Genomic DNA, 16,472 nt, shown 5'->3' with positions numbered 1-16,472 from the left:
CTGGCAACCCATTCCCCAGATAGGCGAAACCCTCCCCGGCACAGGCCGAGGAGGGTCTTGTTGTCATGTCTATCTTTGGGCGCGAACGCCCCGCGCTACAGCCCGCGAATGCGCACGGCCTCGGGCGGAAACTCCTGCTCGCCGGCATCGGTCTTAATGGTCGCGCGACCCCAGATGTCCAGGCCCGCAAACACACCGACCGCAAGCGGCAAGCCGTTGGGCGACACCGCCGCAACTTGGCGGCCCAGCAGCGGCACCATGTCGAAGTACTCGCCCAACACGGGGGCCAGCGGACCGGCAGCGCCCTGCGGCGTGTTGGCAACAACCGCCCAGGTGTCCACACGGGTCAGCACGGCGGCGGCCAACTCCTCGACCAGCGCTTCGTCAGCCACGTCCACACCAAGCTCGCCCAGCGCCGAACGCTCAATATCCACCGTCACGGCACCGAACATGCCCGCAGCACCGGCACCGCCGTTCACGGCAACACGCGCGAGCGACGTCTCAAACGCAGGCGCACCGCACACGATATCGCTCGGCCACTGGATACCCACCTTACCGGCAAGGCCCAACCCCGGCGTCGAAGCCGTGCCCACGAGCGCGTCCATCATGCCCATCGCAGCCACAAACGGCAGGCCGTGGAAGGCATGCATGTTCACATCCGGACGCACGACCAGCGAAAACGTCAACGACGCCTCGCCCGCGCTCCAAGCGCACCAGCCCGCGGACACACCCTCGCGGCCCGCGTCGCGCGCGGCGTCAAGCTCGGTACCGGCGGCAACAGCGTTCATCTCGATCATCTACATACGCCCCAATTCGCCCACGATATGGCCCACGCGGTCCTCGGGCTCCTTGACCTCGACGCCGTTGTAGCGGAAGAACCGCGCCGGGTCGTGCATCAAGTCCTCGAGCGGCACCAGCACAAAATCGCGCTCGCCGATCAGCGGATGCGGCAGGCGCAGCTTTTTGCCGCCGTGGGTCTCGCCGTCCATCCAGAGCAGGTCCAGGTCGATGGTGCGCGGACCGTTGGCCTTGGCCTTTTTGGAGCGGTCGCGCCCCAGCTCAGCCTCGATCTTCATGAGTTCATCGAGCAGCACCAGCGGCGCCAGCTCGGTCTTGATCTCGATGACGGCGTTGGCAAACGCGTCCTGGCGCGTCTCGTAGGCCGGCTCGCTCTCGTAAATCTTGGAGGAGTTGGACACGCAGGTGAGTGGAATCTCGGCGATCATCTCGCGTGCAGCGCGGATGTTGTCGCAGCGATGCCCCAGGTTGGAGCCCACAGCCACAAACGCGCGGCGCGGCTGCGGCTTGGCAACCGCCCAGTAACCGTTCAGGAACTGCGCAAAACCCGCGGCGTCGTGCACGCGCATGATGTTGGCACCGGCCTGGATGGCGCCCAGGCACACGCCAAACGTAGCGGCATCGCGCTCGGCGGCCTCGGTCACGCCCGAGACGGCGCCCACAAAGCGCTTGCGCGACACGGCGCACATGAGCGGATAGCCCAGTGACGCCATCTTGGCAGTCTCGCGCTGGATGACGATGTCCTCGTTAGCCGACTTACCAAAGCCCGGGCCAGGATCAATGCAGATGCGGTCGCGCGACACGCCGGCATGGATGAGCGTGCGGGCCTGGTCGGACAGAAAGCCCATGACGCGGCGCATGATGGGCGCCGAATCGGGCAGGGTGAAGCGGCGGAGCTGCGAGGTGGGCACGTAGGCTTCCTCGCGGCGGGCGCTGCGGCGCATCATGGCGGCCAGGCGGTCATTGGGCTCCGATGCGGCCTCGGTGGCTGCGGGCGCGGCCTCGGGCGCGAGCGCGACGGTCTCGGCTGCAGCAGCCTGCTCGGCGGCCGGCGTCTCCTGCTCGCTTGCAGGCTCGGACGTGGGCTCCGGTTCGCCAAACGGCAACGAGGGCTGCACCACGCCGCCCGGAAGCTTGGTCTCCGGCTTAGGATCGCCCAGCAGCTTGCCGCGACGGCGGCGAGCCGGCTTCTCGGCCTCACGCGCGGCCTCGGCAGCCGCCTCGCGCGCCTTCTCGGCAACAAACGCCGCTGCCGAGGTATCGAGCTGCACCGTTGCGTGCGTGCGGGTGGGCGCGGCGACCTCGCCGGCATGCATCACGATGACGCCGCAGGTACTCGTCTTAACAAACTCGACCATCTTGGGATCGGTGAAGCCCGTCACGTCGTTGACGATCGAGGCGCCGCAGCGCACGGCCGCCTTGGCAACCGCCACATGACGCGTGTCGATCGAGACGATGGCGCCCTCCTTGGCCAGCGCGCGCACCACGGGCAGCACGCGGCGAGCTTCCTCGTCGGGGTTGACCGGGGTAAAACCAGGGCGCGTGGACTCACCGCCCACGTCGATGATGTCGGCGCCGGCATCGAGCATCGCCAGGCCGTACTCGATGGCGGCATCGGGGTCGAAGTGCTCCCCGCCGTCGCTAAACGAATCGGGCGTCACGTTGAGGACGCCCATGATGCGCGGACGGTCAAAGCTGAGCTCATACTTTCCGCACCGCCATGTCTTGCTGTCGTTCGCCATGAACATCCTCCTAAAATGCCCACGCCGCCGAGCTTGGGGAGCTGGCGGCGGGGTCGCTTTGCACTCAGTCTTTCTATTGTATCCGCGCGCGCGGGCTAGAACGCAAACGCGGCCGCGATGTCGCAAGAAATCAGCAGGTCGGCATTTGCATCCTGATCGGTGGGAGCAAGGTTGCATATGGCCAGCGTATCGCCGGTAAAGTAACGCGTAAGGCCCGCCGCCGGATACACCACGAGCGAGGTCCCACCCACAATGAGGGCATCGGCCGCGGCGATGGCGGCAACGGCACCGGTCAACACATGCTCGTCGAGCGGCTCTTCGTAGAGCACTACATCGGGCTTGATGCGGCCACCGCACGCGGGGCACGCAGGCACGCCCGCGGCATCCTCGTGCTCGCGCGAGCAAATCCACTCGGCGCTATAGACCGCGCCGCACGACTGGCAAATGTTGCGATGGACCGATCCGTGCAGCTCAAACACTCGCTGTGAGCCGGCCATCTGATGCAGGCCGTCGATATTTTGCGTCACCACGGCGTCGAGCTTGCCGGCGCGCTCCAGCTCGGCCAGCTTGGTGTGGCAGCGGTTGGGTTTAGCGTTGAGCGCGATCATCTTGGTGCGGTAAAAGTCGAAGAACTCCGCAGGATGCGCCTCGTAAAAGCTATGCGACAGCATGGTCTCGGGCGGATAGGCAAACTGCTGGTGATACAGGCCGTCCACGCTGCGGAAATCGGGAATGCCACTTGCCGTGGAAACACCAGCGCCGCCAAAGAAGACCACGCGCTTATGGGTGCCGAACAGCTCCGCCAGCGCGGCGGAGGCCTGCTTGGGATCCGTTATTGCCTGCGTCATATGAGTCCTCCGTCCTTGTTGGTCGGGCAGCGTCGGGCGATGTCCCAGCATGCGGCCTTTGGGTCAGCACGCGCGGTGCCCACCACCGCCCCTGTTGCGCTAATCTTAAGCCTGCCAACCCCGTCGAAAGGACACCATGCCTCAGACTTACACTTTCGCCTCGTGGAACGTCAACGGCCTGCGCGCCGTGCTCAAAAAGGACCCGAGCTTTATCCAGATCGCGCAAGAACTCGACGTCGATATCCTGGCGTTGCAAGAGACCAAGCTGCAGGAGGGCCAGGTCGATATTGACCTGCCCGGCTATCACCAAACCTGGAGCTACGCCGAGCGTAAAGGCTATTCGGGCACTGCGGTCTTTAGCCGCCAGGAACCGCTGCGCGTGCTGCACGCCGACGCACTGCTACCCTACGCCGGCGAGAACGAGGCGGCCGAGCTCGTCGCCCAAGCCGCAACCGAGGGCCGCGTCTGTGCGCTCGAGTTCGACAAGTTTTGGTTTGTCGACGTCTATACGCCCAACGCACAAAATGAGCTCGCGCGCATCGACGTGCGTATGGCCTGGGACGATGCCTACCGCGGCTTTTTGAACGCGCTCGAGCGCGAGACCGGCAAACCCGTCGTAACCTGCGGCGACTTTAACGTGGCGCATGAGGAGATCGACCTTAAGAACCCCAAGTCCAACCGCGGCAACGCAGGCTTTTCGGACGAGGAACGCGGCAAGTTTACCGAGCTGCTCAACGCCGGCTTTACCGATACCTGGCGCGCGGCAAACCCCGACGTCGAGGGCGTCTACAGCTGGTGGAGCTATCGCTTTAATGCCCGCAAGAACAACGCCGGCTGGCGCATCGATTACTTTCTGGTAAGCGATTCGATCGCCGCCAACGTTCGCGACACCGGCATCCGCGGCGACATCTTTGGCAGCGACCACTGCCCCGTCACCCTCACGCTAGAGCTCTAGCCCCAAGTAATTCCTCTAGGGGACAGAGGAAAACAGATCATGTGACCCCTCTCCCCCTATAAGGTGCGGTGGAATAGTTCCTGTTTGGGCAGCAAATAGCCAAAAACGAGAACCATTCCACCGCAAGTTCGTGAGGGAACGCGAAATGCCTTACAGCCCGTATTTCACGACGACACGGTTAATGCGACGGCACCAAGGCTTGTACAAGGCAGCCAAGAACACGCAGGTCGCGAGGCCGTGTGTGATATCGAACGGCACTGCCGTGGCAAGACGTGCCATGGCACCCGCCCACGTGAGCGGTTGAACAAAACCGATAATGTCGTAGGCGTTGATCACAACGCCGTACAGCAAACCCGAAGCAAAGCCGTAGGTCAGCAGCGCCGGCATACGCACGGTGCCATCGGCGCGATCAAAAGCGCCGGCATGCGCCAGCGCACCGCCAACGTATCCCACGAGCCCCCAGGCATACATCTGCCACGGCGTCCACGTGCCCTGCCCAAAAAAGAAATTGCTGGTCAGCGCCGCCAACGCACCGACCATAAAACCATTGCGGCGACCAAGCGTCGCCCCCGCGATAATGGCGATGGCACTCACGGGTTTAAAGTCGGGAATGGGGCCAAACAAGATGCGCCCCGCCGCGGCCAATGCTGCCAGAACCAGCGTGGGCATAATCTGGCGCAAACCCGGACGAGATGCCTCGTAACCCGCAAAGAACAGCGCGAGCACCAGCGCCACCACAACCAGCATGGCCAATGCTGCCTGCTCAACACCCGACAGCAACGCGGCAGCCATCACCGCCGGCACCGCCAACAACAGCGGGACCTCCAGTTTTGCAAGCAAGCGCGCGACGCGATAATCCGTCATCCCATCACGCCCTATAAAACACGTTATCGGCAAAGAAGTCGGCCGGCGGCTCCATGCAGGCAATCTCGCCGTCAAACATCATGACGACGTCGTCGGCTACCTGCTCGGCAAAGTCCAAATCGTGCGTAGCCATGATGACGGTGCCGCCAGCCTTCGCATGGTCACGCAGGGCGCGGGCGATGATGCGGCGGCTGAACAGGTCTAGACCCTTGGTGGGCTCATCGAGCAATAGCAGTTCGGGGCCGATTAGCAGCAGTTTTGCCAATGCAAGCAGTTGACGCTGCCCGCCCGAAAGATCGTACGGATGGCGTCCATCCAGACCCGACAACCCCAAGCTCGCCGCACGCTCCCGCGCCAAGTTCTCGTCATATCCGCAGGTCGAGGCCCATTCCATCAGCTCATCGCGAACCGTCTCGGCAACCAGCAATGCTTTGGGATTCTGAGGCAGCAGCGCCGCCGAGGCCGCTCCGCGCACCATGCGGCCGCGCTGCAGCTTGGCGGTCTTCGCCAGCACCGAGAGCATCGTCGACTTGCCGCAGCCGTTACCGCCAACAACCGCATGCACCGCACCGGCCGAAAACGACGCATCGAGCCCACGCAACACCCAGCCGGACGCTCGATCGTAGCGAAACCAGCCTTCCGACAGGGTGGTAGCCGACCCGCCGTGCATTTTTTGGAGTATTCTGCTTCCATCCGTGCGCGAGAAGGCTTCCGAGCCGTTCTCGAGCGACGTTTGCGCCACAAATTCGGACGATTTGTCCAATTCCGAACTTTTTTTCGCGCTCGATACGTCCCCGGGCGGCTCCAGAGAACCCAAATTGTCCTCACGCCTGCTGAATACTCCGTTTTTTGCACATCGGATGGCACCCCACCCCAACATGTCATCGGAAAACAGCGATTCTCGGCGTCCCAAAGAAGACATATCCGCCACCTCGCGCACGCGACCGCCCTCAATCCGGTACGTACACGTCGCATACTCGAGCATCGGCCGCGGCTGATGCGTCGCCACAACAACCGTGCAGCCCAGCTCGCGATTCACACGAAACAGCGCGTGCAGGAAATTCTTCTCCGCAACCGGATCAAGCTGAGACGTGGGCTCGTCGAGCAGCAGCACGCGCGGGCGCAACGCCAGAACGGCCGCCAACGACAGCAACTGTTTGCGACCACCCGAAAGCGTGTCAGTATCGCGGTGAAGCCAATCTTCCAGCCCAAAGAAATAGCTGGTCTCAGCTACGCGACGGCGCATCTCATCACGTGCTAGCCCCAAGTTTTCCAGGCCAAACGCCATCTCGTGCCACACGGTTTCGCACACGATCTGGTTCTCGGGATCCTGGAACACATAGCCCACGCGCTCCGCCGATGCCCGCACATCCATGTCGGCGACGGGCTCGCCCAGCACGCGCAGCTCGCCGGAGCGCGTACCCGCCGGCGCGATCTCGGGCTTGAGCAGCGACAGCAGCGTCGACTTGCCCGAACCGGTACCGCCAACAAGCAGTGCAAACGCACCTTGGGAAACACGCCAATCAAGCCCCTCGAGCACCGGTGCCTCGGCCCCGGGATAGGCAAAACTAAGGCCTCGCACCTCAATCGCCGGCGCGGCCGAGCCATATGCCACACCCGCCGCCGAGCTCCTATCCAACCGAGCCATCAGCCAAACCTCTTCTCATCAATCGCGTGCGACGCGCAAGGCAGCATCATCCAGGCAGCGTACACGACATAGCCCAGCCACGGCGCCGGCACCGATAGTTGCGGGTAAAACGAATACTGCATCGTCGCAGTCCACGCCACTGCCGTCGTGGCCATGCCAAACAGCGCAAGTCCAACCAGCGCGGCAACATCGCCGCGCCCCAGCCGATACCGCGCATACGTCGTTCGACGCGTCGCGGCGCCCCACCCACGGGAGCGCATGGCGTCCGCGCGCTCCAGCGAATCTTCCATGCCCCAGCCCATCAACACGCTCGACGCCCGCAGGCGCGATCGCACGGGATCGGTGGGCGCGCGGCCCGGCACATCAATCGCATCCTGCACCGCCAGCACCGTACGACCGCGGCGTAAAAACTGCGGGATAAGCCTCATGCACATCGAGATCATGAGCGCAATCACCGGTGCGGCATTGCCCAGCAGCGCGAGCACCTTGTCGTATTCGAGCATCGACGCCGCGGCCTCAAACCACAGCACGCTCGCCACAAACAGCCCGCCCATGCACAGGCCGTATACCATGCTTTCCAGATACACCGCGCGCATGCCAATACGGAACAGCTCCGTCGAGCCCGAGGCGCTAAACAGCGGATTGACCAGCGCGATAATCAAAATCACCGGCAGCTGCCAGCGGAGTGCGCCCAGCGTGCGGGCAGCCCCGCGCGTCGCAAATCCATACGCCAGCCCGCCCGCAAGTGACAGCGCAATCAGCACCGGCTGCATCGAGAACATGGTGAGCCCCAGCGTCAGCACCATGTAGAGGGCCGGCACAGCCGGATGCGACATCGAGAATGCCGCGACGGGCTCGCCGCCAAACTCCTCTTGTATGTTGTCCACGGGCACCCCCGTCCCCTCGCTCAAACGACAGCTCCGCAGCACCGCCAACGCCGCACGCAAGCAGCGCAAACGCCACGCCGGCGGCACCGACATCGGCCGCCATGAGCCAATCGCTACGCGCTCAACATATGCCTGCGGTATCATATTGCGCCGTGTATCGTTTCCAAACACACGTCTCTATAACGTAACAGGAGATCACATGGACGCAACCGCAATTATCCTCGCTGCCGGCGAGGGCACCCGCATGAAGTCGAACCACTGCAAGGTTTCGCACAAGATCCTGGGCAAGCCCATGGTCCAGTGGATCGTCGACGCCACCATCAAGGCCGGCTGCAGCCGCGTCGTGGTCGTCATCGGCAGCCACGCCGACGAGATGCGCGCCCTCATCGACGGCGCCTATGCCAACAGCGCCACCAAGGTCGAGTGCGTTGAGCAGACCGAGCGCCTGGGCACCGGTCACGCCGTGAAAGTCGCGCTCGAGGCCTGCGGCATCACGCAAGGCCCCGTCGTCGTGCTCAACGGCGACCTGCCGCTCATCACCGCCGACACCGTCGCCAAGTTCGCGCAGACCGTCGCCACCGGCGAGCTCGCCTGCACCGTCATGACCATGACCCCGCCCGACCCCTTCGGCTACGGCCGCATCAAGCTGGGTGCCGACGGCCAGATCGAACGCATCATCGAGCAGAAGGACTGCACACCCGAGCAGGCCGCCACGCTGCTCGAGTGCAACGCCGGCTGCTACGCCTTCGACGGCGCGCAGCTCGCCGCGCACATTGACGAGATCGGCAACGACAACGCGCAGTCCGAGTACTATCTGCCCGACATGCTCGAGATCCTCAAGGGCCACGGCCAGGCAGTCTCCATCTTCCACTGCGATGACTACCGCGACGGCCTGGGCGTCAACAGCCGCATCCAGCTCGCGCAGCTCACCGCCATCGCGCGCGACCGCATCAACGAGCACTGGATGGCCGAGGGCGTTACCTTCATCGACCCCACGCAGGCCTGGATCGGCCCCGACGCCACCATCGGCCGCGACACCGTCGTGTGGCCGCAGACGCACCTGATCGGCCACGTCACCGTGGGCGAGGAGTGCCAGCTCGGCCCCAACAGCCGTCTCACCGACACCACCGTCGGCAGCGGCTGCATCATCGATGAGACCATCGCCATCGAGGCCGTCATCGAGAACGGCGTCGACTGCGGCCCGCGCGCCTACCTGCGCCCGGGTACCCACATGCTCGACGGCTCCAAGGCCGGCACGCACGTGGAGATCAAGAAGTCCACGATCGGCGAGGGCTCCAAGGTGCCGCACCTGTCCTACATCGGCGACACGACCATGGGCTCCGGCGTCAACGTGGGCGCCGGCTCCATCACCTGCAACTACGACGGCGTACACAAGCACAAAACCGTCATCGGCAAGGATGCCTTCATCGGTTCCGATACCATGATGGTCGCGCCCGCCCAGATTGGCGACGGCGCGCTCGTGGCCGCCGGCTCCGTCATCACTGAGCCGGTCCCGGCAGACGCACTCGGTCTGGGCCGCGCCCGTCAGGTAAATATTGAGGGCTGGGCCGCCGATTATCGCCGCCGCCTGCACGAGGACGACGAGGTATAACGTTTTACCAAGCATCTAAGGAGCCGCTTCCGTGGGGACGGCTCCTTTTTCTATGCTGACCTGCGCGGCCGGATGAGTGGTCGGTTCGTGTCCGTTGACGGTAAAGACGTTATCAAGACTCGATAAACCCCGCCGCGCGGTTACAATGCAACAAGGCATCTATATGGCATTCGATATAAAGGAGAAGGGTAATGCCGATTAATGATCCCGAGAAGTCGGAGAATATGCGCAAGTCCATCCGCGTGTATTCCGGTTCCTCCAACCGTCCCCTCGCTCAGAAGATCGCTGAGTACCTTGGGGTCGAGCTTTCGGGCCTTACGCTAAAGCAGTTCGCCAATGGTGAGATTTACGCCCGCTACGACGAGACCGTCCGCGGCGCCGACGTCTTCCTGATTCAGTCCGTGGCCGGCGGCAACGTCAACGACATGCTCATGGAGCTGCTCATCGCCACCGACGCTGCCAAGCGCGCATCCGCCCGCTCCATCACCGCCGTCATCACCCACTACGGCTATGCCCGCCAGGACCGCAAGGCCGGCCCGCGCGAGCCCATCACCGCCCGCCTCGTCGCCAACCTGCTCGAGCGCGCTGGCGTCAACCGCATCATCACCCTCGACCTGCACCAGGGCCAGATTCAGGGCTTCTTCGATATCCCGGTTAACCACCTGTCCGCGCTGCCGCTGTTTGGCCAGTACTACAACGACATGCACTTCGACACCGACAACCTGGTTGTCGTCTCCCCCGATGTGGGCCGCGCCAAGGCCGCCAAGAAGCTGTCCGACATGCTCGGCTGCGACCTGGCCATCGCCCACAAGGGCCGTCCGCGCCACAACGCCGCCGAGGTCATGGGCATCATCGGTGACATCAAGGGCAAGACCTGCATCATCAACGACGACATGATCGACACCGCTGGCACCCTGTGCGCCAACGTCAAGGAGCTCAAGGCTATGGGCGCTGGCGACATCTACGTCTGCGCCACCCACGGCATCTTCTCCGGTCCGGCCATCGAGCGTCTGAACGACGCCCCGATCGTCGAGTGCCTCGTCACCGACGCCATTCCCGTCGAGGTCGGCGGCAAAATCAAGACCATCTCGGTCGCCGAGGAGTTCGCTCAGGCCATCTCCGCCGTTTACCACGAGGAGCCCGTCTCCACGCTCGTCGGCGGCGACTTCGCGCTGTAATCCAGCGTGCATCTCATCATCTTTGGTGTTTTTAAAGGGTCGGAAGCTCGCTTCCGACCCTTTTTCTACCCCTCGACAACCTTCCCTGGACAATTAGTTCAGATACGTATTTTTTTAAAGCTCCAAAGGCCGTTCTGAGCCTTCTGAGCTCCCCGGCGAACGCCATACTGCCCAAAGCTCATCGCTTTCGAGTACGACCGCCGCATATTTACCCTCAAATCACCCTCGAAAGCCCTTAGAAACGCCTCGAACGCCCGCCGTCTTATACGTATCTGAACTAACTGTCCAGTAGCTATCGTCAACCTTCGCGGCAGAGCTCAATTTCCTGCAATCCCCTCAACCGATTCCACCGATTTCATAACACCCAGCCGTTCATGGCGCGCAGCGCCCCGCTGAGCGAAAAGAACGGTATGGCGGTCGCATTCTGCCGCCAACTTAGTACGTTATAGCTATGACGACCGTGATTTCACATCTCTCCGCCCTCCGCGCAATTCGTCGCGCACGACGGGCGTACTCTGCCCTACCCTGGGACTCCGTTGATAGCGAACAGCAAGCACAGGCCTTGGCTGGCTGCATTCCCAACAATGACGCGATAGACTTTGGCGCACTTTCGATACTCGACGCCTGGAATGAAGATGATTCCGAACTGCTCGATCTTCTCGTTTCAAACGAAGACAACAGGCGCCCCGACAAGCGACTTCTTCAGCATATTCTCTCCACTCCTCTTCCTGAAGGTGCAATTATGCACGTCGAGGCCGACATCTACGCAACGTCTCCTGCCATGACAGCCATGCTTTGTTCTAAAAATGAATCGGTCGCCAAAACCTTGATGCTCCTTATGGAGCTGCTCGGAACCTACTCCCTTCCGCCCGAGGCAACCTACCCCATCGCCTATGACGACATCTGGCCCAAGGGCGATAGCTGCGCAGCGACGGGCGATCTTGATTGCCTGGGCGGCCAGTCGGCAGCCAAACAGCAGAACGAAACCCGCTACGAACAGGCGCACTACAAATGCGAGCCCGCCACGACCATCGAAGATCTCGAGGCGGTCGCGCGCTTCGCCAAAAGTAGTTCCTACACCTCGTTTCGCACGGCAGTCAAGCTTGCCCGACCCGGATCTGCATCCCCAGCCGAATCCCTAATGTTAGCCGTTCTCGGAGCGCCCATGCGCTTTGGCGGATTCGGATGTTGCAGCCTGCCCATGGGAGGCCTGCTACTCAACTATCGAATCGACTTCGACACTCTTGCGGTTAACATGTCCTCCGGCATCCCTTACGCCATCTGCGACCTATATTGCCCGGCCGCCGGAGTCGACAACGAATACAACGGAATTGGGCATGAGCTTCAAAACGCTCGCATCCACGATGGCAATCGAAATAATGGCCTCAAGGCAATGGGCATCCACGTCCTGGTTATCAATCGCGACCAAATGAAAGACCTTGTTGCACTCGAAGCCTTCGCCCAAACGATGCATCGACTCGCAGGAGTCCGATTCCGATATCGCATCAAGGGCTATCGCAAGCGTCAGGCCGCTTGGCTCAACGCTCTGCGGGCCGGAATCGGCCTTGCGCCGGTCTAAACGGCGAATCACCCGTGCGCCGTCGAACAGGGCTGGACAGTTAGTTCAAATACGTATAAATAGACACATTGAATTAGGCTGTTTTGCAGCTATCTCTATACCATTCGCCCTATTTGAAAGCGGGGTAGACTTCAAAACAGCGTCATATGGACTAACTAAAGTTCCAAAACAACGTATCGGCATTGAATTGAGCAATTCGAGTCCTCAGAACTTATACGTATCCGAACTAACTGTCCACCTCGGATTTTGACGGCCGTCCAAACGCCCCCAAACAACCTCAATTGCCCTCCATTTGACAGCGGCAACAGGGTCGCTCACCATAGCAGGCGACAAATCAACGAAAGGATGAACATGGCAGCTGCACAGCCGCTTAAGATTCGCATGGTTGCCGGGCTTGGCAACCCTGGCGATGAGTATGCCGAGACCCGCCACAACGCTGGCTTCAAAGCAATCGACGAGTTGGCCCGTCAGGCCGGTGTCACGTACTGGAAAAACCAGGCAGGCGCCGAGGTCGCGCTCATCAACATCAACGATCCCGAGGAAGAGGGAGGCAAGCGCCAGATTGTACTGGTCAAGCCGCAGTCATACATGAATACCTCGGGCGGTCCCATCTCCAAGCTTTGCCGCGAGTACAAAATCAAGGCCGAGGAGCTACTCGTAATCCACGATGAGCTCGATATTCCCGCCGGCGACGTACGCGTTAAGGTGGGCGGCGGCCATGCTGGCCACAACGGGCTGCGTTCCATCATCGACAAGATGGGCAGCCGCGACTTCAGCCGCATCCGCACCGGCATCGGCAACCCTCCCGGCAAGATGGCTGTCGCCGACTACGTGCTCAAGCAGCTACGCGCCCGCGAGGCCGAGGATTTCCAGGACACCTGCACCCGCGCCGCAGATGCCGCCGGTCTGGCCATCGTCCACGGCGTGATCTACGCCCGCGATCACGTAAACGGCTCCGCCTCCGCCAACGGCAAGCACTAAAACCTACCATTTAGGGATGTTTATTTTGGCAGGTTTTATCTGCGGAAACGCCGCGGCAGCCGCGTCGCAATAAACCTTGTGCCGCCATACGTATGCAGCGCTCCAAAGGGGGCCGGCCTCATCACAACCCGAGGCCGGCCCCCTTTGCCGTTTTACCCGATAAAACTGACCAAAATAAACCTGCCCCTATTTGGTAGGCCAAAGTGGATAAACCCTGCTCCCAACCGCCAAAGATACACGTAAGCGACATTGCCATGAGGGTATAATTTGCACCGTATGTCTGCACAACGCCTGTGCGCGTACGGTTTTATTCGGGCTACCGTCCATTTCCGTGGAGGCACGGTTCGGCAGCCCTAACAAGAGAGGGGTTCTATGTATAAGATCCTGGAGAAGACGCAGTTCTCGGAGAAGGTGTTCAAGTTCCGCATCGAGGCGCCCGCAATCGCCAAGCATGCGCACGCTGGACAGTTCCTCATGGTTCGCGCCAACGAGACGGGCGAGCGCGTCCCGTTTACCCTGGCCGGCTGGAACGGTGACGAGGGCTGGGTCGAGTTCATCTTCATGGTGATCGGCAAGACCACCGAGATGCTGTCCACCTACGAGGCCGGCGAGTCGCTGCGCGACGTCGTGGGCCCGCTGGGCGTTCCCACCGAGATGGCCGAGGGCCCCTGCGCCGTCATTGGCGGCGGCGTCGGCCTAGCAATTGCCTTCCCGGTCGCCAAGCACCTGGTCGAGACCGGCCACGAGGTGCACGCCATCATGGGCGCCCGCACCAAGGACCTCCTGCTCATGGAGGACCAGTTCCGCGAGCTCCTCGACGAGGACCACATCCACATCACCACTGACGACGGCTCCTACGGCGAGCAGGGCGTTGTCACCGCTCCGCTGGAGCGCCTGCTGCAGGACAAGGCCGTGAGCCAGGTCTTCTGCGTCGGCCCCGTTCCGATGATGAAGTTCTCGACCCTCACCGCCCAGAAGTACAACACCCCCATCACCGCGTCGCTCAACCCCATCATGGTTGACGGCACCGGTATGTGCGGCTGCTGCCGCGTCGAGGTGGGCGGCGTGACCAAGTTCGCTTGCGTCGACGGCCCCGACTTCGATGCCACCCTGGTCGACTGGGATGACCTTCGTGCCCGCCAGGCCGCTTACCGTTCCGAAGAGGGCGAGTCCCTCAAGGCCTATGAGGAAAAGAGCTGCGCATGCCACTAGTTAACGGTCGTTTCGTTGCCGATATGAAGTCGCCCCGCACCCCCGATAACGAGGAGCCGGCTGCCGAGCGCGCCTGCGACTTCCGCCCCGTCGACAAGGGCTTCACCGAGGAGATGGCGCTGGCCGAGGCCGAGCGCTGCCTCAACTGCAAGAAGCCGTTCTGTGTTGAGGGCTGCCCCGTCAACATCAACATCCCCCGCTTTATCGAGCAGATCCGCGCGAAGGACTTCGGCGGCGCTCTCGATACCATCCGCGAGGACTCCATGCTTCCCGCCATCTGCGGCCGCGTCTGCCCGCAGGAGAACCAGTGCGAGGGCAAGTGCATCCGTGGTAAGAAGTCCGAGCCCGTGGCCATCGGCCAGCTCGAGCGCTTCCTGGGTGACCGCCCCGAGCTCGCTTCCACGCCCAAGATGGCCCCCAAGAACGGCAAGAAGGTCGCCGTCGTTGGCTCCGGCCCGTCCGGCATCACCTGCGCCGGCGAGCTCGCCCGCAACGGCTTTGACGTTACCGTTTTTGAGGCCTTCTTCACCGGCGGCGGCGTGCTGGTCTACGGCATCCCCGAGTTCCGTCTGCCCAAGGCAGTCGTCAAGCGCGAGATTGACGGCCTGGAGGACATGGGCGTCAAGTTTGAGTACAACTCCGTCGTGGGCAACATGGCCACGGCCGAGGAGCTGTTCGAGCAGGGCTTCGACGCCATCTACGTGGCGACCGGCGCTGGCCTGCCCAAGTTCCTCAATGTCCCCGGCGAGAACCTGCCCAACGTCTTCTTCGCGAACGAGTACCTCACCCGCGTGAACCTGATGAAGGCCAACAAGTTCCCCGAGTACGACACCCCCACCAAGCACGGCAAGAACGTCGTCGTCTTTGGTGGCGGCAACGTGGCTATGGACGCCGTCCGTACTGCCAAGCGCCTGGGCGCCGAGCACGCCATCATCGCTTACCGTCGTACCGAGGATGAGATGCCCTGCCGTCGCGCCGAGCTGCACCATGCCAAGGCCGAGGGCGTCGAGGTTCTGCCGCTCGTCTCCCCGCTCGAGTTTGTCGCTGGCGAGGACGGCTCCGTGTGCGCCGTCAAGGTCCAGAAGATGGAGCTCGGCGAGCCCGACGAGTCCGGCCGCCGTCGTCCGGTGCCCATTGAGGGCGCCATCGAGGAGATCCCCTGCGACGTCGCGATCTCGGCTATCGGCACCAACGCCAACCCCTTCGCAAAGAAGATCGGCGGCAAGATGGAGCTCAACAAGTGGGGCTACATCGTTGCCGACGAGGAGACCGGCCAGACCACCGATCCCCGTATCTGGGCCGGCGGCGACATCGTCACCGGTGCCGCAACGGTCATTCTGGCGATGGGCGCCGGCAAGAAGGCCGCCGCTTCCATCACCAAAAGCCTGCTGGGCGAGTAATCATCCGCAGCGCTAGCCATCAAATGGCAAAGTCCCCGTCGAGCACACGCCCGGCGGGGACTTTTTCTATGCCGGCCGCCCGACCACCATAAAGGGGCGGCGCCTTCGTGGTGGTTTTGGTCGGTTAGTCTTCGAGCTGCGCCACCTTGTAGCGGTAGGCGGCGGCAATAACGTCTTTGCAACCCTCGCGGCCCAGCTTGGCGCGGTTGACGACGATGTCTTTACCGCTCGTCATCTTCCACTTTCCGGCACTGTAGCGCTTATAGAACGCCTCGCGCGCCTTCTGCTGCTGCTTGACCAGCTTGGCGCCCTTCTTTTTGTTGAGGCCGCGCTTCTTGCGCACGATCTCGACGCGGTCCTCAAAGGGCGCAGTCACCAGCACGGCGATGTGGTTGGGGTTGTTGCGCAGCAGATAATCGGACAGACGGCCTTCGATAATGCAGCTCTCGGTCTCACCCAGATCCAAAATCACCTGGCTCATCTTTTGGAACAACTTGTCCGAGTACGAACGCGCATCGTAGCGGTCGGGCAGAAACGCCATGTTCTCCACGGCCAGGCGCTCGTCGTAGGCGGCCATCTTGTCGAGCGACTCGCCCGCGCGCAGCGAAGCACGCACCAGCAGCTCGTTATCGTACAGCGGAATCCCCAGCTCATCGGCGAGGATACGACCAATCTCGTGGCCCTCGGCGCCAAAGTCGCGCGCGATGGTAATGACCACAGGATTCTTCTTGTTCTCCAGATCGCTCATCGCGATTCCTTTCTCTATGT

At 62.4% G+C, this 16,472-nt stretch carries 14 protein-coding genes; 7 read left to right on the top strand and 7 right to left on the bottom strand.

Annotation, left to right across the window (positions count from 1 at the left end; all coding sequences use genetic code 11):
• Positions 1-95 precede the first annotated feature (95 nt).
• From KSY82_RS01045 to KSY82_RS01035, 3 genes are all read right to left on the bottom strand, one after another.
• Positions 96-797 carry a hypothetical protein gene (locus KSY82_RS01045; protein ID WP_217749899.1) on the bottom strand — a complete coding sequence of 234 codons (702 nt, stop codon included), beginning with the start codon at positions 795-797 and terminating at the stop codon, positions 96-98.
• Positions 798-2,540, bottom strand: coding sequence for a dihydropteroate synthase (gene folP, locus KSY82_RS01040; RefSeq protein WP_217749898.1), 1,743 nt, complete (start codon positions 2,538-2,540; stop codon positions 798-800). It lies immediately after the preceding gene.
• Between the two features lie 95 nt (positions 2,541-2,635).
• Positions 2,636-3,388 (bottom strand): NAD-dependent protein deacylase, encoded by a 753-nt coding sequence (locus tag KSY82_RS01035; protein ID WP_217749897.1) that lies wholly within the window; start codon positions 3,386-3,388, stop codon positions 2,636-2,638.
• 136 nt (positions 3,389-3,524) lie between these two features.
• Here KSY82_RS01035 and KSY82_RS01030 point away from each other — a divergent pair, with 136 nt between their 5' ends.
• On the top strand, positions 3,525-4,343 hold the full coding sequence (locus KSY82_RS01030) for an exodeoxyribonuclease III (RefSeq protein WP_217749896.1): 819 nt from the start codon (positions 3,525-3,527) through the stop codon (positions 4,341-4,343).
• Positions 4,344-4,493: 150 nt separating this feature from the next.
• Here the strand turns inward: KSY82_RS01030 and KSY82_RS01025 are convergent, their stop codons facing one another.
• The 3 genes from KSY82_RS01025 to KSY82_RS01015 are packed head-to-tail and all read right to left on the bottom strand — an operon-like array spanning position 4,494 to position 7,742.
• The gene (locus tag KSY82_RS01025) at positions 4,494-5,207 is read right to left on the bottom strand and encodes a DUF6580 family putative transport protein (protein ID WP_217749895.1); all 714 of its coding nucleotides are present in this window, start codon (positions 5,205-5,207) and stop codon (positions 4,494-4,496) included.
• A 4-nt stretch (positions 5,208-5,211) separates the two neighbouring features.
• Positions 5,212-6,855, bottom strand: a complete 1,644-nt coding sequence (locus tag KSY82_RS01020; protein WP_006235786.1) for an ABC transporter ATP-binding protein — start codon at positions 6,853-6,855, stop codon at positions 5,212-5,214.
• Positions 6,855-7,742 (bottom strand): energy-coupling factor transporter transmembrane component T, encoded by an 888-nt coding sequence (locus KSY82_RS01015; protein WP_225094074.1) that lies wholly within the window; start codon positions 7,740-7,742, stop codon positions 6,855-6,857. Before KSY82_RS01015 ends, KSY82_RS01020 begins: the two co-directional genes overlap by 1 nt.
• Before the next feature lie 199 nt (positions 7,743-7,941).
• Here KSY82_RS01015 and glmU point away from each other — a divergent pair, with 199 nt between their 5' ends.
• The 6 genes from glmU (at position 7,942) to gltA (ending at position 15,704) form a co-directional block, all read left to right on the top strand.
• Positions 7,942-9,354, top strand: a complete 1,413-nt coding sequence (gene glmU / locus KSY82_RS01010; RefSeq protein ID WP_195544072.1) for a bifunctional UDP-N-acetylglucosamine diphosphorylase/glucosamine-1-phosphate N-acetyltransferase GlmU — start codon at positions 7,942-7,944, stop codon at positions 9,352-9,354.
• A gap of 191 nt (positions 9,355-9,545) precedes the next feature.
• Positions 9,546-10,532: a ribose-phosphate diphosphokinase gene (locus KSY82_RS01005; RefSeq protein WP_022094252.1), complete on the top strand. Its 987-nt coding sequence runs from the start codon at positions 9,546-9,548 to the stop codon at positions 10,530-10,532.
• Positions 10,533-11,094: 562 nt separating this feature from the next.
• Positions 11,095-12,111: a putative endonuclease domain-containing protein gene (locus tag KSY82_RS01000; protein ID WP_254881649.1), complete on the top strand. Its 1,017-nt coding sequence runs from the start codon at positions 11,095-11,097 to the stop codon at positions 12,109-12,111.
• Positions 12,112-12,462: 351 nt separating this feature from the next.
• Positions 12,463-13,092: an aminoacyl-tRNA hydrolase gene (gene pth / locus KSY82_RS00995; RefSeq protein ID WP_217749893.1), complete on the top strand. Its 630-nt coding sequence runs from the start codon at positions 12,463-12,465 to the stop codon at positions 13,090-13,092.
• A 372-nt stretch (positions 13,093-13,464) separates the two neighbouring features.
• A complete protein-coding gene (locus KSY82_RS00990) occupies positions 13,465-14,304 on the top strand; it encodes a sulfide/dihydroorotate dehydrogenase-like FAD/NAD-binding protein (protein ID WP_117716181.1) in 840 nt (279 codons plus the stop codon).
• A complete protein-coding gene (gene gltA, locus KSY82_RS00985) occupies positions 14,295-15,704 on the top strand; it encodes an NADPH-dependent glutamate synthase (protein ID WP_022094914.1) in 1,410 nt (469 codons plus the stop codon). The genes KSY82_RS00990 and gltA overlap by 10 nt, the downstream gene beginning before the upstream one ends.
• A gap of 124 nt (positions 15,705-15,828) precedes the next feature.
• Here gltA and KSY82_RS00980 read toward each other — a convergent pair whose 3' ends face one another.
• Positions 15,829-16,452, bottom strand: a complete 624-nt coding sequence (locus KSY82_RS00980) for a cytidylate kinase-like family protein (protein WP_117746190.1) — start codon at positions 16,450-16,452, stop codon at positions 15,829-15,831.
• Positions 16,453-16,472 lie beyond the last annotated feature (20 nt).

Origin of the sequence: Collinsella aerofaciens, assembly GCF_019131995.1 — a bacterium.
Lineage (GTDB): Bacteria > Actinomycetota > Coriobacteriia > Coriobacteriales > Coriobacteriaceae > Collinsella > Collinsella aerofaciens_S.
Note: the sequence above shows the minus strand (reverse complement) of the source record. Positions and strands in the feature narration are given on the sequence as shown.